Annotated in this window: 15 protein-coding genes; 8 read left to right on the top strand and 7 right to left on the bottom strand. The window is 46.6% G+C overall.

From position 1 onward, the window contains the following. A complete protein-coding gene (locus tag ACN0TF_RS04315) occupies nucleotides 1–2,775 on the bottom strand; it encodes a M16 family metallopeptidase (RefSeq protein WP_417440899.1) in 2,775 nt (924 codons plus the stop codon). Nucleotides 2,776–2,990: 215 nt separating this feature from the next. Here ACN0TF_RS04315 and udk point away from each other — a divergent pair, with 215 nt between their 5' ends. After that, complete coding sequence (gene udk, locus ACN0TF_RS04310; RefSeq protein WP_011234778.1) at nucleotides 2,991–3,623, top strand: uridine kinase; 633 nt, start codon at nucleotides 2,991–2,993, stop codon at nucleotides 3,621–3,623. 13 nt (nucleotides 3,624–3,636) lie between these two features. Next, the gene (locus tag ACN0TF_RS04305; RefSeq protein WP_417440898.1) at nucleotides 3,637–4,845 is read left to right on the top strand and encodes a NupC/NupG family nucleoside CNT transporter; all 1,209 of its coding nucleotides are present in this window, start codon (nucleotides 3,637–3,639) and stop codon (nucleotides 4,843–4,845) included. A 38-nt stretch (nucleotides 4,846–4,883) separates the two neighbouring features. On the opposite strand, the gene tesB is transcribed toward ACN0TF_RS04305, so the two are convergent. Then, on the bottom strand, nucleotides 4,884–5,744 hold the full coding sequence (gene tesB / locus ACN0TF_RS04300) for an acyl-CoA thioesterase II (RefSeq protein ID WP_417440897.1): 861 nt from the start codon (nucleotides 5,742–5,744) through the stop codon (nucleotides 4,884–4,886). 258 nt (nucleotides 5,745–6,002) lie between these two features. Here tesB and acnA point away from each other — a divergent pair, with 258 nt between their 5' ends. After that, complete coding sequence (gene acnA, locus ACN0TF_RS04295; RefSeq protein ID WP_417440896.1) at nucleotides 6,003–8,672, top strand: aconitate hydratase AcnA; 2,670 nt, start codon at nucleotides 6,003–6,005, stop codon at nucleotides 8,670–8,672. Nucleotides 8,673–8,717: 45 nt separating this feature from the next. Here acnA and ACN0TF_RS04290 read toward each other — a convergent pair whose 3' ends face one another. Together ACN0TF_RS04290 and folK are read right to left on the bottom strand one after the other, a co-directional pair. After that, complete coding sequence (locus tag ACN0TF_RS04290; RefSeq protein WP_417440895.1) at nucleotides 8,718–9,425, bottom strand: SDR family NAD(P)-dependent oxidoreductase; 708 nt, start codon at nucleotides 9,423–9,425, stop codon at nucleotides 8,718–8,720. Next, nucleotides 9,422–9,793, bottom strand: a complete 372-nt coding sequence (folK, locus tag ACN0TF_RS04285) for a 2-amino-4-hydroxy-6-hydroxymethyldihydropteridine diphosphokinase (RefSeq protein WP_417440894.1) — start codon at nucleotides 9,791–9,793, stop codon at nucleotides 9,422–9,424. The genes ACN0TF_RS04290 and folK overlap by 4 nt, the downstream gene beginning before the upstream one ends. A 145-nt stretch (nucleotides 9,794–9,938) precedes the next feature. Here folK and ACN0TF_RS04280 point away from each other — a divergent pair, with 145 nt between their 5' ends. The 4 genes from ACN0TF_RS04280 (at nucleotide 9,939) to asnB (ending at nucleotide 15,071) form a co-directional block, all read left to right on the top strand. Beyond that, on the top strand, nucleotides 9,939–10,427 hold the full coding sequence (locus ACN0TF_RS04280) for a hypothetical protein (RefSeq protein ID WP_286822959.1): 489 nt from the start codon (nucleotides 9,939–9,941) through the stop codon (nucleotides 10,425–10,427). Next, nucleotides 10,420–11,856 (top strand): sodium:solute symporter family protein, encoded by a 1,437-nt coding sequence (locus ACN0TF_RS04275; protein WP_417440893.1) that lies wholly within the window; start codon nucleotides 10,420–10,422, stop codon nucleotides 11,854–11,856. Before ACN0TF_RS04280 ends, ACN0TF_RS04275 begins: the two co-directional genes overlap by 8 nt. Nucleotides 11,857–11,969: 113 nt before the next feature. After that, nucleotides 11,970–13,037 (top strand): aspartate/ornithine carbamoyltransferase family protein, encoded by a 1,068-nt coding sequence (locus tag ACN0TF_RS04270; protein ID WP_417440892.1) that lies wholly within the window; start codon nucleotides 11,970–11,972, stop codon nucleotides 13,035–13,037. Nucleotides 13,038–13,055: 18 nt separating this feature from the next. Continuing rightward, nucleotides 13,056–15,071: an asparagine synthase (glutamine-hydrolyzing) gene (gene asnB / locus ACN0TF_RS04265; protein ID WP_417440891.1), complete on the top strand. Its 2,016-nt coding sequence runs from the start codon at nucleotides 13,056–13,058 to the stop codon at nucleotides 15,069–15,071. A 9-nt stretch (nucleotides 15,072–15,080) separates the two neighbouring features. Here the strand turns inward: asnB and msrB are convergent, their stop codons facing one another. Continuing rightward, entirely contained in the window at nucleotides 15,081–16,139 is a 1,059-nt protein-coding gene (gene msrB / locus ACN0TF_RS04260; protein ID WP_417441110.1) for a peptide-methionine (R)-S-oxide reductase MsrB, read from the bottom strand. 99 nt (nucleotides 16,140–16,238) lie between these two features. Between msrB and ACN0TF_RS04255 the strand changes: the two genes are divergently transcribed. After that, a complete protein-coding gene (locus ACN0TF_RS04255; protein ID WP_417440890.1) occupies nucleotides 16,239–17,288 on the top strand; it encodes a hypothetical protein in 1,050 nt (349 codons plus the stop codon). Here the strand turns inward: ACN0TF_RS04255 and ACN0TF_RS04250 are convergent. Both ACN0TF_RS04250 and ACN0TF_RS04245 read right to left on the bottom strand, forming a co-directional pair. After that, nucleotides 17,192–18,961, bottom strand: a complete 1,770-nt coding sequence (locus ACN0TF_RS04250; protein WP_417440889.1) for an ExeM/NucH family extracellular endonuclease — start codon at nucleotides 18,959–18,961, stop codon at nucleotides 17,192–17,194. The genes ACN0TF_RS04255 and ACN0TF_RS04250 overlap by 97 nt on opposite strands. Before the next feature lies 1 nt (nucleotide 18,962). Then, nucleotides 18,963–19,442: a MarR family winged helix-turn-helix transcriptional regulator gene (locus ACN0TF_RS04245; RefSeq protein WP_417440888.1), complete on the bottom strand. Its 480-nt coding sequence runs from the start codon at nucleotides 19,440–19,442 to the stop codon at nucleotides 18,963–18,965. Nucleotides 19,443–19,451 lie beyond the last annotated feature (9 nt).

Raw genomic sequence — 19,451 nt, 5'->3', positions numbered from 1 at the left:
TTACTTAACGTCGCTTTCTTTTAGAATAGTCACTTCACCTAAATTCAGTGAACGTACTTTATCTTCAATTTCAGCCAAGTCACCAACGATAACCCAGGTCATAGCGTCAGGTTTTAAAACCTTGTCCGCATTATCCTGAACGTCGTTAAGCGTAATGGCGTTTATGCGCTGACCATAGTTCTCGAGATACTCAACATCTTTGCCTTTATTAAAGGTGCTGACTAAACCGCTCAGCAAGCTGCCTTTGGTTTCGTAGGCGCCCGGTAATTTAGCCGTTTTATTGGCTTTTACTTTGGCCAGTTCGTCTTCGGTTGCAGGCTTGTCACCTTCGTACTGAGTAAACTCTTTAATAATTTCCTCAATCGACTCTTTGGTTTTATCCGTTTGAACAGGAGCAAGAGCAACGAGTAAACCAGGGCCTTCATTATCTAACCAGATAGAGCGAGCACCATAAGACCAGCCTTTGTCTTCACGTAAGTTCATATTCAGACGACTGGTGAAACTGCCACCAAGAATGGTGTTCATTACGTCAATAGTATCAGCATTATCGACTTGGCCAGAAGGAGCCAACTGACCTGCTATTATCACTGATTGAGGGTTTCCTGGCTTATCAATCAGAAATACGCGACTGGTTTCAGAAGCCATTGAAGCATCAAGTGTCTTTTCTGGTTTATCAGAAGCTGGCGCCAGCCAGCTGGCAAACTGCTCTTCTAATAAAGATTGAGCTTGTTCAACATTGGTATCACCCACAATCACCAGTTTTGCGTTGTCCGGGCGTAGCCAGGTTTGAGCGTGCTGGACTAAGTCTTCACGAGTTAATGACTTAATGGATACAGGTGTACCTGAGCCTGTTAATGGCTGACTGTAGGCGTGTCCTTCGCCAAACATTAAGCCGGGCAACACGCGTAAAGCTTGAGTTTGAGGGCGAGCTTCTTCCTTGCGAATACCTTCTATCCAGTTTGAACGCTTGCGTTCAATTTCTTCCTCGGCAAACGCGGGACGCTGAAGTATGTCATTCATTAGCGCTAAACTCTCTGCGAAGTTAACGCTGAGTGTGTCCATGCTAATACGCGAGCTATCCAGGCTGGCTGACGCGTTCAAGTTGGTTCCTAAAGACTCTAAACGCTTATTTAATTCGAGCGCGCTGAGGTTTTCAGTACCTTCTTTTAGCATCGACATGGTGTAACTTGCTGTACCGAGTTTTCCGCCAACATCGGAGGCATAGCCGCTGTCGAACACCAGGCTCATTTCTACTGTTGGTGTATCGCTACGCTGAGCCAGATAAACCTCTAAACCATTAGATAAAGTGAACGTTTTAACTTCAGGCAATTCCAGCTGTGGTAAGTCGCCTACATTTGGCAACTGTGAGCGGTCAGCATCGGTTTCCTGAGCCGCATAGTCAGGCTGTGGCACAACATTAAGAACGAAGTCGCCGTCATTAAGCCATTGTTCAGCGGCATTTTGCAGGTTGCTAACGGACGCTTCTTTAGTCCATTTCATTTCTTTTTCATAAAAACCGGGGGCGTTATGGTAAACCGCTCCAGAAGCGAGAATGTCTGATTTACCGCCAAAACCTCCGACTTTTTCAGCGCGACGAACAAAGTCGGCTGTGGTGCTGAATTTGGTACGTTGCAGTTCTGCAGCCGTTGGGCCTTCAGTAATTAAACGTTCAAGCTCTTCGTCGATAATTGCTTCAATTCGCTCAAGCTCAACACCTGGTTTGGCATCAGCGGTAATAAAGAATTGACCGGAGAGTTTACGACCATATTGGAAGGCACTGACCGAGCTGGCAATTTGCTCGTTATAAACTAATCGTTCATATAAGCGAGAGTTTTTACCATTAGCAAGGATATCAGCCAGCAAGCTCAGGTACTCCGAGTCCGCAGTTCCCATTTGCGCGGTATTCCATACCTTATAAACTCGCGGAGCCGGAACGCGGTCTTCCATAGTAGAGCGTTTTTGCTCATCGCGTTTAGCAACCCAGGCTTCCTGTTTTTGCAGTGGTTTGCCCGGGCCTATATCAGCAAAGTACTTGGTCATTTTTTCTTTAGCGGTTTCAACATCAATGTCACCGGCTAAAACCAGGACTGCGTTAGCTGCGCCGTAGTAATCCTCAAACCACTGGTGTACGTCGTCCAGAGAAGCAGCGTTTAAGTCTTCCATGGAGCCAATAACTGACCATGAGTAAGGGTGTCCTTCGGGGAAGGTTTGTTCGGCGATATAACTCCAGGCCTTACCATAAGGCTGAGCTTCACCCTGACGTTTTTCGTTCTGTACAACGCCGCGCTGTTCGTCGAGCTTGTCCTGAGTTACGGCTCCTAACAGGTGACCCATACGATCAGATTCCATCCACAAGGCCATGTCCAGTGCCGGCGTAGGAACGTTTTCAAAGTAGTTGGTACGGTCATTGTTGGTGGTGCCGTTCATTTCTGTAGCGCCAGCACGTTCAAAAGGACCGAAGTATTCGTCATCGTAGTTTTCGGTGCCGTTAAACATTAAGTGCTCAAATAAATGAGCAAAGCCAGTTTGGCCTGTCTTTTCGTCTTTAGAGCCAACGGCGTACCAAACGTTTACCGCAACAATCGGTGCTTTGCGATCTTCATGGACGACTACAGTTAAGCCGTTATCTAAAGTAAATGTCTCGTAGTTGACTTTTACTTCGGGAAATCGTGACTGGCTGACAGCCTGTCCGTTATCAGCCGACTGAGTTGTCTGACAACCGCCTAGTAACACCGTGGCTACGGCAACGGCAGTTAACGTTTTCATCATTTTCATAGTGGTTCCTGGATTATTTTTTTATTTAGCGAACTTACTATACGAGAGGGCACACAGATATGCATGCTTATGTTCAGGCTAAATTGTAACGAAATTAAATATATGGGAGATTATCGGCCAAAGTTATGACAATAAAGGTGTCAGTCAAGTCTTTTAATTACACAGACAATCAAGGATAATTGCGCGCGGTTTGCAGCAAATAGAAACGGAAGCTTGTGAGTAAAATAACAGTTATAGCGATAGCTGGCGCCTCAGCGTCGGGAAAAAGCCTGTTTGCCTCCACGGTGTATCAGGAGTTAGTGGCTGAATTAGGAACTGACGGCATTGCTATTCTGGCCGAAGACGCTTACTACCGTGACCAGAGTCATATGACCATGGAGCAGCGGGTATTAACTAACTATGATCAACCTGCTGCTTTTGAACACGATTTGCTGATGCAACATTTGCGGCAGTTAAAGGCCGGTGAAGCGGTCGATATGCCGCAGTACAGCCATACTACGCATACCCGCCTGGAAAAATCGATACGGGTTGCTCCGGCAAAAGTCGTAATGGTTGAAGGTATTTTGCTGTTAACCGACGAAAAGTTACGTGAACAGTTTGATATCTCGGTATTTATGGACACGCCGTTGGATATTTGTCTGCTGCGCCGTATCAAGCGCGATATTGAAGAGCGTGGGCGTACGCTGCAGTCGGTTACTGAGCAATATGAGCAGTATGTTCGTCCCGCATTCTTTGACTTTATATTCCCGTCTAAGCAGTTTGCCGATCTCGTTGTCACTCGCGGTGGTCAGAACGAAATCGCCATTGATATTATAAAAACAAAAATACGTCAGTTGCTGGCGGAATAAAATTGGTTCTTCTATGAATAGTATTCTCGGCATTGCCGTCATCTTTATCGTTGCCTATTTAGTTTCAACGGATCGCAAAGCCATTCGTTGGAGAACGGTTCTCGGAGCCTTCGGCATTCAAGTAGGGTTAGCGTGTATTGTACTCTACACCACTGTAGGAAAAGAGTTACTACTGAGTTTTGCGGCCGGGATTTCCGAGGTCATTGGGTACACTCAGGCAGGTATCAACTTTTTATTTGGTGGATTGGCATCAGAAGAGTTTGGTCTTGTTTTTGCCATTCATGTTTTGTCGGTCATTGTTTTCTTCTCCTCTCTTATTTCCGTTTTGTACTATTTAGGCATTATGAAATGGATTATTCGCATTTTAGGCGGGGGGCTGCAAAAGCTGTTGGGTACCAGTCGCCCGGAATCGATGTCAGCAGCTGCCAATATTTTCGTGGGACAAACCGAGGCGCCTATGATGGTCAGGCCATTTATCGGCACTATGACGCGCTCTGAGCTGTTTGCGGTTATGGTGGGCGGGATGGCCTCAGTATCTGGCTCTGTTCTTGCTGGTTTAGCTGAAGTTGGAATCGAGCTCAAGTATCTTATTGCGGCGAGCTTTATGGCAGCGCCTGGGGGATTCTTAATGGCTAAAATGATGATTCCTGAATCAGAAAAGCCGCGTAACGATCTCAACGAAATTGAAGTGGAAGATAATTCCGCAAATGTCATTGACGCAGCAGCTCAAGGGGCATCTAGTGGCCTGCAGTTAGCAATGAATGTTGGTGCTATGTTGTTAGCCTTCGTTGCGCTTATTGCACTGGTTAACGGCATTTTTGGCTGGGTTGGCGGTTGGTTTGGGTATTCTGAACTGACCTTACAGCAAATTTTTGGTTATGTATTTCAGCCTGTTGCCTACGTATTAGGGGTCAGCTGGGATGAAGCGAATCTGGCCGGAAGCTTTATTGGTCAGAAACTGGTTATTAACGAATTCGTAGCGTTTCTCGATTTTGTCAATTACAAAGATCAGTTAAGTGAAAATTCTCAGGTCATTATTACCTTTGTGCTTTGCGGGTTTGCGAACTTTTCATCTATTGCTATTCTGCTTGGCGGGTTAGGTGGTATGGCGCCCAGCAGACGCCATGACATTGCTCGTTTAGGTATGCGGGCTTTATTGGCAGCGACTTTGGCAAACATGATGAGTGCGGCAATTGCCGGTTTCTTTGTTTCTCTGACCTAATCAGCAAATGCCAACATGTCCTAATATCGGGATCGCGTTTAACCGCGGTCCCGTATAACACCTTCCTGAATTGTTGACGCAACCAATACGCCGTCACGTGTGAATATTTGCCCGCGAACTAAACCGCGCTGACCACTGGCCGAAGGGCTGTCTATTGCGTAGAGCAGCCAGTCATCCATACGGAAATCGCGATGGAACCACATAGCATGATCAACGGTAGCAACCTGCATATGGGGTTGAGCAAAGCTGACGCCATGAGGCTGCAGTGCCGTTGGTAAAAAGTTAAAGTCTGACGCATAAGCCAGTAAGTATTTGTGCACGCGCTGATCGTCCGGCATGTTGCCGTTTGCTCTGAACCAGACATAACGGCGTGGTTCGTCTTTTTCAGGTTTAAATGGGTTATAAGGGGTAACGAAGCGCATTTCTATGGGCTTGTCGCAAATGAATTTTTTGCGCAGCGGAGCCGGTATCAGCTCTTCGTGCTCGCGATAAATATCCAAATCTGAAACTAAGCCTTCGGGACCCGGTACTTCAGGCATGGTGTCCTGATGCTCAAAGCCTTGTTCCTGTTGCTGGAAAGACGCAGTCATGTAGAAAATGGGTTTACCATATTGTATGGCTTTGACTCTGCGTGCTGAAAAACTTTTACCGTCGCGTATGGTTTCAACGTCATAAACAATGGGTTTTTTGGCGTCACCCGGACGTAAAAAGTAACTGTGAAACGAATGGCACACTCGTTCCTGAGGTAAGGTTTCTTTAGCCGCCGAAAGCGCCTGTCCAATAACCTGACCACCAAAAACAGCGCCAAAGCCTAAATCCTGACTTTGTCCACGGTAAAGGCCGTCCTCAATGCTTTCCAGGGTTAGCAGGTCGAGTAAATCATCGAGTACCTGACTCATTCATTATATCCTTATTTTATTCGCTAAGACTGATGTCTGATTGATCTTAAACACTTTTTACAGACTATGTAATATAAACACAATTTATAATAAAAATAGTTGCTTAACTGACTACTTAACCAGCAGTTAATTGGCACAAACTTTTGATTTATGTTTTCATCAAGGTACATATTTGATGGCTGAAACGGTTCTGTTTGTCTATATTTAAGAAACCGTTTAGTTCACAACGACGCTTTGGAAGCGAATGGGAGAGAATCTATGTCAGGCAAAGACAGTCTGAAAACCTTAAGTTCGTTAGATGTTAAAGGAAAAACCTTTCATTATTATAGCCTGCCTAAAGCAGAGGAAGCCTTAGGAGACATTTCTAAACTTCCTGCTTCAATGAAGGTTTTACTCGAAAACCTATTGCGTAATGAAGATGGCGAAACCGTCACGAAAGACGATTTGCAAGCCATGGTCGACTGGTCGAAGAAGAAGAAAATTGACCGCGAGATTCAGTACCGCCCTGCGCGGGTGCTGATGCAGGACTTCACCGGTGTTCCGGGTATTGTCGATTTAGCGGCAATGCGTGACGCCGTGGCGAAAGCCGGGCATGATCCTGAAGTCATTAACCCATTGTCGCCCGTCGACCTGGTCATTGACCACTCGGTAATGGTAGACAAATACGCAACCGAAGGTGCCTTTAAAGAAAACGTCCGCTTTGAGATGGAACGTAACAAAGAGCGTTACGAGTTTCTGAAGTGGGGGCAGGGTGCCTTTGAAAACTTCCGAGTAGTACCGCCGGGTACCGGTATTTGTCACCAGGTGAATCTGGAATATCTAGGTAAGAGTGTCTGGACTAAAGAGGAAGACGGAAAAACCTTTGCTTATCCTGACACTTTGGTTGGCACCGACTCGCACACCACCATGATCAACGGTATTGGCGTATTAGGCTGGGGCGTTGGCGGTATTGAAGCCGAAGCTGCAATGCTGGGTCAACCGGTTTCCATGTTAATACCGGAAGTTGTCGGCTTCCGTATGACCGGTGCGCTGAAAGAAGGTGTAACCGCGACAGACTTGGTCTTAACCGTTACTCAAATGCTGCGTGAAAAAGGCGTAGTAGGTAAATTTGTTGAGTTTTACGGTCCTGGTCTGGACAACTTACCGTTAGCTGACCGTGCGACGATTTCAAATATGTCGCCGGAATATGGCGCAACTTGTGGTTTCTTCCCGGTCGATGACGAAACCCTGCGTTATTTCCGTCTGTCAGGTCGTGATGAAGAAACCATTGAATTGGTTGAGAAATACTCTAAAGCACAGGGTTTGTGGCGCGATAATGACAATGAACCGGAGTTCACTGACACGCTGGAGCTAGATTTAAGTACTGTAACGGCTTCATTGGCTGGTCCGAAACGTCCTCAGGACCGGGTGGATATGGAGCAGCTTGGCAGTAACTTCGACCTGATACTGGAAACTAACGGTAAATCGGGTGAGAAAGACAAAGAAGTACAAGTGAAAGGTAAGGATTACTCCTTGTCGCACGGTGATGTTGTCATCGCTGCTATAACCTCTTGTACCAATACGTCAAACCCAAGTGTCATGATGGCGGCTGGTTTGGTTGCTAAAAAAGCCGTAGAGAAAGGTCTGACACGTAAGCCCTGGGTTAAATCCTCGCTGGCACCGGGCTCTAAAGTGGTTACCGACTACTTTGAAAAAGCCGGTTTAGATGAATACTTAGATAAGCTTGGCTTTAACTTAGTGGGCTACGGATGTACTACTTGTATCGGTAACTCCGGCCCGCTGGATGATGAAATAACACAGGCCATTAATGAAGGTGACCTGACAGTATCTTCTGTGTTGTCAGGAAACCGTAACTTTGAAGGCCGTGTGCACCCAGAAGTTAAAGCTAACTGGCTGGCGTCACCGCCGCTAGTGGTTGCCTATGCGCTGTCGGGTACAACACGTACTGATTTGAGTAAAGATCCTTTAGGTAAAGACTCAGACGGTAATGATGTGTTCTTGAAGGACATTTGGCCTAGCAGTTCAGAAATTGCCGAAGCTGTGAAAATGGTTGATAACGAGATGTTCGGCAAAGAATATGGCGAAGTCTTCGAAGGTGATGAAGAATGGCAGTCAATTAGTGTTGCCGAAGGCAATACCTATAACTGGCAGGACGACTCTACTTACGTTAAGAATCCGCCGTTCTTTGAAGGTATTGATAAGCCTCTGCAGGCACCGAGCGACATTAAAGACGCTAATGTGCTGGCGGTATTTGCTGACTCGATTACTACCGACCACATTTCACCGGCAGGCTCTATCAAACCGGATTCACCGGCAGGTAAGTATCTGCAGGAAAATGGCGTCGAAGTTAAAGACTTTAACTCTTATGGTTCGCGTCGTGGTAACCACGAAGTCATGATGCGCGGTACCTTCGCTAATATTCGTATCAAAAACCAGATGCTGGACGATGTCGAAGGTGGTTACACCAAGTACATTCCAACTGGCGAGCAAATGGCCATTTACGATGCCGCCATGAAGTACATGGAAAATGATACGCCGTTGGTTGTATTAGCTGGTAAAGAGTACGGTACCGGTTCAAGCCGCGACTGGGCAGCAAAAGGTACAACGCTGTTAGGTGTTAAGGCCGTACTGGCTGAGAGCTATGAACGTATTCACCGTTCTAACCTAGTGGGTATGGGCGTTCTGCCGCTACAATTTGCTGAAGGTGAAGGTGTTAAAGAACACAAGCTGACTGGCGAAGAGCAGATATCGATTTTAGGTCTTGATGATAATCTCAAGCCTGGACAGATGCTGAAAGTTGTTGCTAAACGCAAAGACGGAAGCGAAGTTGAGTTTGAGGTTAAGTGCCGTATCGATACTGGTAATGAAATGAGCTACTACAAAAGTGGTGGTATCTTACATTACGTATTGCGCGGAATGCTTAAATAAGAGTCGCTATAGTGAATTGAAACCCGGCCATTGCGCCGGGTTTTTTTATATCATCAAGCCACGACCGCCGTCGACTTTAATGGATTCGCCCGTAATAAATGGGTTATCACGTAAAAAGCGAACGGTTTCTATCATGGGCTCTAATCCCCCTTCAACCTGCAATGGTGTCTCATCCAGAACCTGCATACGATGTTCTTTATCGTGCTCTGGTAAAAATAGAATAGGACCTGGCTGAATGGCGTTGACTCTTACTGACGGCGCTAAGCTTTTAGCAAAAGCCTGGGTCATGTTGGCGAGTCCGGCTTTCGCTGCGCAATAAGCAATATAATCGGTAGACGGGCGGTCAGCGTATATGTCTGTAATATTAATAACCAGACCATTCTCTGAATGGCTTAATTGCCGTTGCAGACCGCTTATGAGCAGGTATGGCGCCATTCCGTGTACCTGGAATACCGCAGCTAATGCGTTGTTGTCGTTATCAACGGTCTCGTTGTCGAAAAAACAGGACGCGTTGTTAACCAATAGATCGACAGTTTCCGTAGCACTGCTAATAGTACGAACCATGGCCTGAATACTGTCTATGTTGGTGAAATCTGCTTGTACGCCCTGAGCACCTAGTGCTTCCAGCTCGTCAATACCGTCACGAGAGCTATTGTAGTGAGCAAATAATTGGTACCCCTCAGTCAGCAAGGCTTTGGCCAGTTCAAAACCAAAACGTCGTCCGGCGCCTGTAATAACTGCTGTTTTTTTCATGAGGTGAGTCCTAAATCTGGTAATAAAGAGGTTAAGTATTCCGGTACCGGAGGCTTCTCTTCAAGCCGGCCCAGGATATCAATATCTATGGTGCGATCTTTAAAGCTTCTTTGCGGATCTGAACGGTCGCGGCCCATAGCTTCTTCAATAGCATTAAATTCTTGCTTTAGTTCATTCGCAGACATAGGTGTACGAATAATAAATAAAGCGTTCAGAAAGTCGTTGTTCGTGTCCATATCGACGGGTGAAGTCGGTATGTTTCGTGAAAAGCGTATATCGCCGGATAAAGCTTTAAGGGCCACTTGTGCCTGAGGAAAATGTGTTTCAGGCTCAATGTTTGAACCAAGACTGCATAAATACTTTTGCATTGAATGACTGACCACTAAACGTAAATAATATGTTGAACTGATTACGGGTTATAACAGTAAACAGATGACTATTTTAAACAGTTGAAATTAAAAAATTCTGCTGCTAGCCTGAGATTTCAACTAATGCTGATGAGCAGAAGTGTTAATGACAACGCAGAAAAACGGCTTTAACTATTGCTATATTTTGTTTGCTTTATGTTTGTTGGTAATGTTGCCAACAACCGCGCATGCGAGCTCGTTAAAACTGAGCGGGCCGGACTCTGTTGTAAAAGAAGGTTACTTCACCGTTTCTGTCAGTGCTCCGAATTTTGACGAGCTTAACAGAGTTACTATTGAAGTTGCCAGCAATTCAGAGTTTGCCAAGAGTACTCGTCAGTTTCCTACGCTAGGTGACTTCCAGGATATTTCACTTACCGGTTTTAGCAACGGCACTTACTATGTGCGCGCTCGAGCCGAAGGTCCTGATAACCAAATCTATACCAGCAATACTATTGAGATAACTGTGGAGCACTATCCGCTCTGGCAATCTCTGACCTTATTCTTCGTCGGCCTGGTTATTTTCATTACTCTGGTAGCCACCTTATTGCTGCTTCATCGGCAATGGATTCACTCCAGACAAGAGCGCCATGACTGAGTTCGCACTGGATACGAGTACCGGCATCACGATTATCGTCCTGTTTGGGGTGTTCTGGGTAGCCTTTGGTTATTGGCTGGGGCGGAAGAACCGCAGCCACGAGGACTTTGCTCTGGCAGGCCGAAATGTTGGTTTTGCTTTTGCCGCGGCAACAGCTATGGCAACCTGGGTGACCAGTAACACCACGCTGGTAGCTCCGCAGTTAACCTATCAATTCGGCATTTGGGGCATGATAGGGTATTCCTTTGCTGCTCTGGGCTTAGTGCTGTTTGCACCTATGGCTAAACGCATTAAGGAACTGCTTCCTAACGGTTATACATCGGGCGACTTTGTGCGTTTGCGTTATGGTAATCTGGCCTGGCTCGTGTTTATTATCATTTCTGTGGTTTATGCTTTTGGCTGGTTAATTAGTCTGGGTATGGCCGGTGGTATTTTGCTTGAGTCACTTAGTGGACTCGATTATCACATTGGCATGACCACCATACTGATAATTTGTGTCGGCTATACACTCTTTGGCGGAATGCGGGCGGTTATTGCCACCGACTTTATTCAGGCTTTAATTATCATTGTCGGTGTCAGTTTTATCGCGTACTGGATAATTGATAATGTTGGCCTGGAGAGCATCCACAGCAACCTGACAAGTGAGCATCCTCAGCTTTTGGATATGTTATTTCCGGCTGCCGTCATGTTTCTGTTTAATAATATCTTTTTCGGCCTTGGGGAAATCTTTCACTCGAACGTCTGGTGGTCACGGGCTTTGTCTTTTAAAAAGAATGTGGCCTACAAGGCGTATTTAACTGGTGGCTTATTGTGGTTGCCCATTCCTATTGTTACCGGATTCATTGCGTTAGCAGCGCCTCAGCTGGGAATCTTCCCGCCAAGCCCCGATATGATTGGTCCTACCGTTGCTGCGGCTGTACTCGGTAAAGCCGGAGCCATTATTGTTTTTATTGTTATTTTTTCTGCGTTGGCGTCCAGCCTGGACTCGTTACTCGCAGCTACTTCAGATTTAGTCACGCAGGATATTTTCCATAAAAAACTGAAACCTAAAGCCAGCGACAAAACATTAATGCGCTTTAATCGCAGTTGTATTCTAGGCTTAGGAATCGTTACCTGGTTATTGTGCTTGCCGCGTGTTGCGACCTTAGGTGCTTTATTGAATTTTGCCGGAGCTTTTGTTGCCAGCACCATCTGGCCAATAGTACTGGGGCTGTATCATCGTCGGCTGACAGGAACATACGCGGCGTGCGCTATGGCGTTCGGTACGGCGTTTGGTATGCTGAGTTATTTTGTTGTCGGCTTTTATGTCGCCGCTTTAGTGTCATGTGCGGTTTCCGGTCTAATATGTCTAATAGGCATTTTACGTAGTAGCGAAAAGTTTGACTGGGACACACTAAATGAGAAGGAGCAGTCAAATGCTAATCAGTGAACTGGCTTTTGAGTGGCTAATTTCTTTGGCGCTAATAATGACTTGCTTAGCTCCGGTTTTGTTACTGGGACTTTTTATTAAAGATTTTATTTCTAAAACCATATGGTAATTGTATGACTATAAAGGATGTCTCCTTTGAACGAGAGCGCCCCGATGTTTGCGGCGATGCTCACCCAAAGGCGTTATTAAAAGCAATTCAGGAAGATGGTGATTACTTGCTGAACTTGTCGAATCAGCATGTTGTGTCTGCAGACCAATTTTCGCGGTTGGGCATGCTGCAGTTGTTTCGGCTTGCCGCCAAGTACGAGGCTAACCCTCGTCGCTTTAGTACGTCGTTACAAGGAAAAATTCTAATCAGCGCGTTTTACGAGCCAAGTACTCGTACTCGTTTGTCGTTTGAAAGCGCCTGGCACCGTCTGGGCGGCGATATCATGTCAATTACGGACCGTTCTACTACCGGCATAGCCAAAGGTGAGCGTTTAGCCGATGTGGCTGAAATGTTTAATAACTATGGTGATTGTGTGGTGTTGAGGGACAATAATGAAACCTCACTGGAAGAGATGATCGATTCGCTGCGCATTCCCATTATTAATGCGGGTAATGGTTCAGATGAGCATCCAACTCAGGCGCTTACGGATATGTACGCACTGTTTAAATGGCGCCCCGATTTAGTGACGGACGAAGCCGATAAAGCACCGATAAAAATTGGTATTATTGGTGTGCCAAATAAAATGCGTACCGTGCGCAGCTTTATTAAATGTTTAGTAAAGTTTCCAAAAGCAATTGATGAAATTGTCATTATTCATGACGAGGAATCGTCGACTCAGCTGTTCGGAAGTGAGCAACGAGAACAGATCGAACAAGCCGGAATAAATATTCGTACTACCCGGGATTTAGAGCAGGTACTACCAGAGCTCGACGTAGTTTATATCAACGCTATTTCGTGGGAAGGTGATACCTTTAGTACTTATGGCAGTGAGTTTCACTTAACGGCGCAGTCACCGCTAAAAGACAGCGCTATTATTTTACATCCATTAGCGCGCGGTGAAGAACTATCCGCCGATCTCGACCATACGCCTCATAACTGGTATTTCAGCCAGGCACGGGGGGCGGTGTTTTTACGTATGGCGCTACTGACCTGTATGGTACAGCGAGCTGAACGCGTCATTGATGTCGTCTGATACGAGGAAAAGCAAAGAATGTGCGGAATTGCTGGCGTTTTTCATCATCAAACGGAAAGAGCGATTGAACCCCAAACCTTAGTGAATATGGCTGCGATAATGCATCATCGTGGACCCGACGGGTTTGGTTATGAAGTGCAACAAGACTATGGCGTGGGGTTTAGTCACGCCCGTTTATCCATTATCGACCTGGACGAAAAGCGAGGTCGGCAACCTTTTATATCAGCCGATAAACGACTGATGCTGACTCATAACGGTGAGTTTTACGACTTTAAGCGCATTCGTGCGGACTTAACCGCTCGCGGCGCAAGGTTTAACAGTAAAAGCGACTCTGAAATTGTTCTTCACCTATTTGAGCGTTACGGACTGGAGGACACTCTAAAAGAGCTGCGGGGTGAATTCGCTTTTGGCCTGTTCGATGCCAAAGACGAAAGCCTTTACCTGGTGCGCGACAGGTTTGGAATTAAGCCTTTATACTGGACGGAAACGGAGCACGGTGTGGTGTTTGGCTCTGAGCTGAAAGTGTTGTTTGCTCACCCGGACGTTAAACGGGAGTTTTCAGCAGAAGGTTTATATCACCAGTTAATTCAGGTCATGGTGCCGGGCTCTACCGCCTTTGAGGGGATTAATCAGGTTCAACCGGGTTATGTGGTTAAGTTGCAGCGCAAAAATGGGAAAGTGGTTGCAACAGAGCATAAGTATTGGGATGTCGACTTTCCACCGGAAGAGAGCTACCCAGGAGCGGATGTTGATGAAGAGATTTACATTGAAGGTGTCCGTGCTAAGTTACTGGAAGCCGTTCAGCACCGAATGACAGCTGACGTTCCTGTCGGTTGCTACTTGTCCGGTGGCATTGATTCATGTGCCATTCTGGGACTTGCGTCCGCCTCAACCCAAACCTCGGTAAAAGCTTTTACCATAGGTTTTGATTCTGCGGACTATGATGAAACACCTATTGCAGAAGAAATGGCTGAAGCGACTCAGGCTGATCACCATATTATGCGGCTTAAAGCCGATGATCTTTATGACCATTTTGTGAAAACCTTGTGGCACACCGAGCGAACAATTTATAACACTCTGGGCGTAGCCAAGTATCTGATGAGTAAAGAGGTACACGAAGCCGGTTATAAAGTTGTGATGACCGGAGAGGGCTCGGATGAGCTCTTTGCAGGTTACCCGGCTTTTAGAAAGGATATGTTCTTGCATGGGCTGGATCATTTACCGGAAGTGGAGCGGGTGGAATGGCAGGAGTTGCTGGAAAAAAACAATAAACTCTTTAAAGGGGCTATGTTGGCTCGCGAAGAGTTTGTTAGCGAAGCTTTTAACCAGAAAATGGGCTTCACTCCAAGTTGTGTGCAGCCGTGGCTTTCTTGCTCATCGGTTGCTTTACCGCTTATGTCGGAGAACAAGCGGAAACAGGTTGAAGGCTACGACCCCAGTCTGGCTATTGCCAACACGCTCGATAAAAAGATGCTGGATGGCCGGCACCCGCTGGACAGAGCTCAGTATGTCTGGATTAAAACCATGCTGGAGGGGCAAATTCTGACCTGGGGTGGCGACCGGGTCGATATGGCGAATTCAATGGAGGCGCGCCCGGCATTTTTAGATCATCACTTAGCGGAATATGCTTTTACTGTGCCGCCGCATCTGCGCATTAAAGGCAATAAAGAAAAATATGTGCTGCGTGAAGCCATGAAAGGTTTGTTGCCGGAAACGCTGTATAAACGTGAAAAGTTCGCTTTTATGGCACCGCCGGCGCACACCGACCCGGAAAAGTGGAAAGCCGTTGAGAAGCTGGCAGATCAGTTTCTGAATGCCGATGCAGTGAAGTCAGCGGGTTTGCTGGACTACGACGAAGTGGTGCGGACCTTTGAACGGCATCAGGATGAGAATGTTCCCAACGAGGAACGTGTACAGCTTGATGCGGTCATCAACCACATGCTGGGTGTTCAGGTGCTGCATCACCATTTCGTGGCAACTGATGTGCCCGCGCAGGCTCAGCAGCGTGCTACTGAGCTTGGCTGGACGGCCTGATTATATTGCTTAATCATCGGTGACTGCAGGAATGTAGTCACCGTAACCTTCTTCCTCCATTTTTTCTAAAGGAATAAAGCGCAACGCCGCAGAATTCATGCAATACCTTAAACCGGTAGGCTGAGGGCCATCCTTAAAGACATGGCCGACATGTGAGTCTGCTTTGCGGCTGCGAATTTCAGTACGAGTGTAGAACCAGCTGCTGTCATCTTTTTCTACTACCGCGTCAGGGCTTATGGGTTTGGTAAAGCTTGGCCAACCGGTACCCGATTCGTATTTATCTGCTGAAGAAAAAAGCGGTTCACCGCTTACCACATCCACATAGATGCCGTCACGTTCATTGTCCCAGTAGCGGTTATCAAAGGCCGGTTCCGTTTTATCTTCCTGAGTCACCGCATACTGAATATCTGTTAGGCGCTGCTTTAGTTCACTGTCACTAGGTTTAACGAAGCTTTGCTGCTCAGATGTACCTGTGGGGTTGTCATTCGTAAATTGCTGATAGTCAACGTCCGAGGTGTCGCCCCAATGCTTCTCGACGAAGTCATAACGCCCCGAGTTGTAGGTATAAATACGGTAGCGAACGGGATTTTTGTCGTAATAGTCCTGGTGGTATTCTTCAGCTTTGTAGAAGCTCTTAAATGGTGTTATTTCAATAACCACCGGATCAGGAAAGGGGCCATTTTTATCCAGCCACTCGCGCGACTCCATAGCTATGCGCTTTTGTTCATTATTATGATAAAAAACAGCGGGGCGATACTGTTCGCCGCGGTCAACAAACTGGCCGTCGTTGTCTGTCGGGTCACTGATACGCCATAACTTCTGAAGTAATGCTGCGTAGCTTACGACATCCGGGTTGTAGTATATCTGGGCTGCTTCCGTGTGCCCGGTTTTACCTGCTGAAACCTGCTCATAGGTTGGGTTAGCTTCATCGCCTCCGCTGTATCCCGAGATGACTTCCCGGACGCCAGGCATTTTCTCGAAAGCTTCTTCAACACACCAGAAACAGCCGCCGGCAAAAGTCGCGACTTTTTCATTTTTTTGCTTTGTTGGCTCGCTATTCTGTGCCATGCTGAAACAAGATACTAACAAACCGACAATAACAATTATAAGGCGAAACGACATAGTGTTCTCCAACCAAAGGTGGTGTTTAGTTATAGACCGTTCAATATGAAAAAGATTACTTGGTTAGCTTTTATTTTTAGTCTTGGTTGCCAGTCAGCTACAGCAGCTCAACAGGCTGATGAAGAAGATGATATGTGGCTGGACAGCTTCCGCAGCGGGCTTGGAACCTCGGTAGATGCAACTGCGCGCTGGTTTGACGGCTTGTTCGGAGATGAAAGCATTAATCAATATGAACGCTCTTATGGGCGGCTTTCGGTTGCGCCGCAATGGGATCAGTACGATGGCTTTGAAGTTAAGTCGCGTTTCAGAGCCCGGGTAACCTTACCTAAGCTAAAAGAAAACGTTTCAGCTTTCATTGGCCGGGTTGATGAAAATGAGTTTCTGGATGATGACTCAACCGGTCGCCCCTCAGTTATTCGTTCCCCACAGTCAGACGAAGAGTGGCTAGTGGGCTTAGGTTTCGATCCTGAAATTAATGAAGCGCATCGAGTATCCTACAGTATAGGTATACGTGGTGGATTACGGCTTGATACCTATGTCAGAGCCCGTTATATGACCGGTTTTGTTTTTTCAGGTAATCAGCAAGTTCGTATGCAGTCTTCGGCTTTTTGGCGCGATAGCGACGGCTTTGGTGTTGCGCAGAAAGTGGATTATGAAGCTACGTTAACTGACACCTGGTTATTAAGGTGGGCTTCTAAAGGTACTTTTGCAGAAGAAACGGACGGTGTTCGCTGGAGCAGTACTGCTCGTTTATACCATTTATATGGTGAAGAAAAAGCCTGGGCGACAGAAACCTGGATCGAGGGCAATACAGATCACGAGGTGCCAGTTCAGGACTATGGATTGCGATTTCTTAATCGTCAGCGATACCTGCGGGACTGGTTTTTTGTGGAAACTTGGGCTGGGTACCACTGGCCTCGCAATCTTATGACGGAGCAGCGTAGCGGCCAGTGGTTAATTGGTGTTGAGTTCGAGGTTCACTTCGGAACCGATAATGCCTACATGCCCGAGCCGGAAAAATCTAAGTCCAGTACTAGTGGGTCATGGTCAGAAGAGCGGAAAGGCCCTTCTACAAAATACGCCTCATCGCGGTAATCATATACCTGGGGTTCGTCAGCATTAAAGGGTAGGTGATACACCTCCTGAATCGCGTCTTTAAGTGAATCTGCAACAAAAATGTGATCTAAAGCCCCAGCCTGACTGTCGTATACGTAAGAATATTCTTTTGCGCCTGAAGGGTTATAAAAACCATTGTCAGCAAAATAACGCACCGGGTCTTCCTGATAGTAAGCATTAAAATCACCCAGTAATACCGGGTTTTCTAAAGACTCGCTCTGAATCCATTGCGTTAATTCTTGCGAGGACTGAAGTCTTAAGTCATTCCAGCAGGCCTGGCCATCATTTTGGTTACTGTTTGGGCTTTCGGAGTCTTCCGGACAACTGCCCTTCGACTTGAAGTGGTTTACCACAACACTGAATTCTTTATCGGTGTTGGCATCGATAAAGCTTTGCGCAAGAGGAGGGCGGCTTCCCCAGGAGAAAGGGCCCTGACGTGTAAATATCGCGTGAGAACTTGGTTTTACACGCTGTGGTTGATAAATAATACCGACAGTAATTTGGTCTGTTCCAATTTTTTCGGCACGCGGCTCAGCTATTGCGTAATCTTTTCCTGATGCTTTCTCCAGTGCCTTGACCAGTTGCATTATTGCGCTGCGCTCACCAAATCCGTCATTCTCAATTTCCATTAAGCCAATAACATCAGCATCAATAGCTGTTAGTGCGGCAACAATTTTTTTCTGTTGTCGTTGCATTTGCTCAGGCGTATCGGCTCCTCTGGGAGTGGGGAAACCTTGTCCGGCACCGTTTCCATTAAAGAAGTTCAGTACATTAAAACTGGCGATGCGCAGGGCCTTATCTGACTTCTCTGCCAGTTGCGGTTGCACCGACGGTGTTTCTAGTTCTAAGTCGTCGGTTGGCTGAATTCGGTAACGGTTATTGAACTGGCTGATAATACCGGAGAAGCTTTTTATGGTAGAGCCGGAACGCAAACTGCTTTGTTCACCATGCTGAAGCTCCGAAAACGGCAGAGGACGTGGCTTGATAACATTACTGTTGTCATCAACCTGCAAGCGGTTCAATTCGTTTTCCTGTGCCTGAAGTTTCGCGTCTTTTCCCGGCATAACGACCTGGGTCGGCGTCCATAAGCGCCCGGCGGAAATATCGAAAAAACCGTAGCGAGGGTAATTGTAATTTCCGGAAACTGTCAGGCTCTCACCTTTGGTAGCGGATAAAATGACAGGCATACCTTCCAAAGCTTCAAGTGCGTCCAGTGACTCAAATGGAAGTCCCAGCTCAGTTGTCGCAGGAAGAGCTTTTGCATCACCGCAGGTTGTTATATTGGACACTTCTATTAACGAGGTTAATTTGGAACGCTCTTCAACTTGTCCCGTCACTCTTACCCATTCACCGTTATTAACTTGCGAATGCTGCTTATTGGTGACTATAAATAAGCCCTCTGAAGTCGCAGGGTTGTCATCCATGTCTTCAGATAAGCTGTGAATAAAAAAGCCGCCAAGTTGTTCAGACGGCTGCCAGCTTGCGGTAACAATACCGCGCACGGTTACTTGCTTACCAACCTTTGGAGACTGTTTACTTTCTCCCTGCACCTGTGAAATAGGAATAACCTCTTTATCACTTCCACAGGTTTCTGCAATTGCAGCACCTGATAAAAGCAGAGCTGGTAATAAGCTAAGTAGTCGTTTGTGCATGTTAGTGGTCCAGTTTGTGGTAGCTTCCAACTTCAAGTACGGGCGCGGCGTCGAGACGTTCCGCATCCATCATATTGGCAATTCTTTGCATTGACGAAAGCAGCAACGACTGCTCCCATTCATCCAGTGCCTGAAACTTTTCTATGAAATCTTCCTGCAACGGCTGTGGCGCTTTTTCCAGCAGAGTCAGACCCTGCTCAGTGAGATACAGAGACACACGGCGTTTGTCTTGTTCATTACGGTGTCTGTGGATTAACTGGCGATGTTCAAGGCGTTCTATGACATTAGAGACGGTTGCCGGGCTTAGGTTGATATTTTGTGCAACCTTACTGGCGGTTATACCGTTTGCCGCATTTATTTCACGCAAAATTAATAACTGAGGCGCGGTTAATCCGGAATACTTATTTAACTGCTTAGAGTATAAGTCGATGGCGCGAATAACTTTTCTTAAGGCCAGCAGCAGCTCTTCGTACTTTTCCATAATTGCCTC

Origin of the sequence: Idiomarina sp., from assembly GCF_048265525.1 — a bacterium.
Lineage (GTDB): Bacteria > Pseudomonadota > Gammaproteobacteria > Enterobacterales > Alteromonadaceae > Idiomarina.
The sequence above is the reverse complement of the archived record's forward strand: the minus strand, read 5'-3'. Positions and strand labels throughout refer to the sequence as shown.

What these genes read in the sequence shown, in the direction of transcription:
- ACN0TF_RS04315 (WP_417440899.1), bottom strand. Translation starts at nt 2,775, where the DNA reads ATGAAAATGATGAAAACGTTAACTGCCGTTGCCGTAGCCACGGTGTTA.
- asnB (WP_417440891.1), top strand. Translation starts at nt 13,056, where the DNA reads ATGTGCGGAATTGCTGGCGTTTTTCATCATCAAACGGAAAGAGCGATT.
- ACN0TF_RS04245 (WP_417440888.1), bottom strand. Translation starts at nt 19,442, where the DNA reads ATGGAAAAGTACGAAGAGCTGCTGCTGGCCTTAAGAAAAGTTATTCGC.
- ACN0TF_RS04290 (WP_417440895.1), bottom strand. Translation starts at nt 9,425, where the DNA reads ATGAAAAAAACAGCAGTTATTACAGGCGCCGGACGACGTTTTGGTTTT.
- folK (WP_417440894.1), bottom strand. Translation starts at nt 9,793, where the DNA reads ATGCAAAAGTATTTATGCAGTCTTGGTTCAAACATTGAGCCTGAAACA.
- ACN0TF_RS04250 (WP_417440889.1), bottom strand. Translation starts at nt 18,961, where the DNA reads ATGCACAAACGACTACTTAGCTTATTACCAGCTCTGCTTTTATCAGGT.
- ACN0TF_RS04255 (WP_417440890.1), top strand. Translation starts at nt 16,239, where the DNA reads ATGAAAAAGATTACTTGGTTAGCTTTTATTTTTAGTCTTGGTTGCCAG.
- acnA (WP_417440896.1), top strand. Translation starts at nt 6,003, where the DNA reads ATGTCAGGCAAAGACAGTCTGAAAACCTTAAGTTCGTTAGATGTTAAA.
- ACN0TF_RS04270 (WP_417440892.1), top strand. Translation starts at nt 11,970, where the DNA reads ATGACTATAAAGGATGTCTCCTTTGAACGAGAGCGCCCCGATGTTTGC.
- ACN0TF_RS04275 (WP_417440893.1), top strand. Translation starts at nt 10,420, where the DNA reads ATGACTGAGTTCGCACTGGATACGAGTACCGGCATCACGATTATCGTC.
- ACN0TF_RS04280 (WP_286822959.1), top strand. Translation starts at nt 9,939, where the DNA reads ATGACAACGCAGAAAAACGGCTTTAACTATTGCTATATTTTGTTTGCT.
- msrB (WP_417441110.1), bottom strand. Translation starts at nt 16,139, where the DNA reads ATGGCACAGAATAGCGAGCCAACAAAGCAAAAAAATGAAAAAGTCGCG.
- tesB (WP_417440897.1), bottom strand. Translation starts at nt 5,744, where the DNA reads ATGAGTCAGGTACTCGATGATTTACTCGACCTGCTAACCCTGGAAAGC.
- ACN0TF_RS04305 (WP_417440898.1), top strand. Translation starts at nt 3,637, where the DNA reads ATGAATAGTATTCTCGGCATTGCCGTCATCTTTATCGTTGCCTATTTA.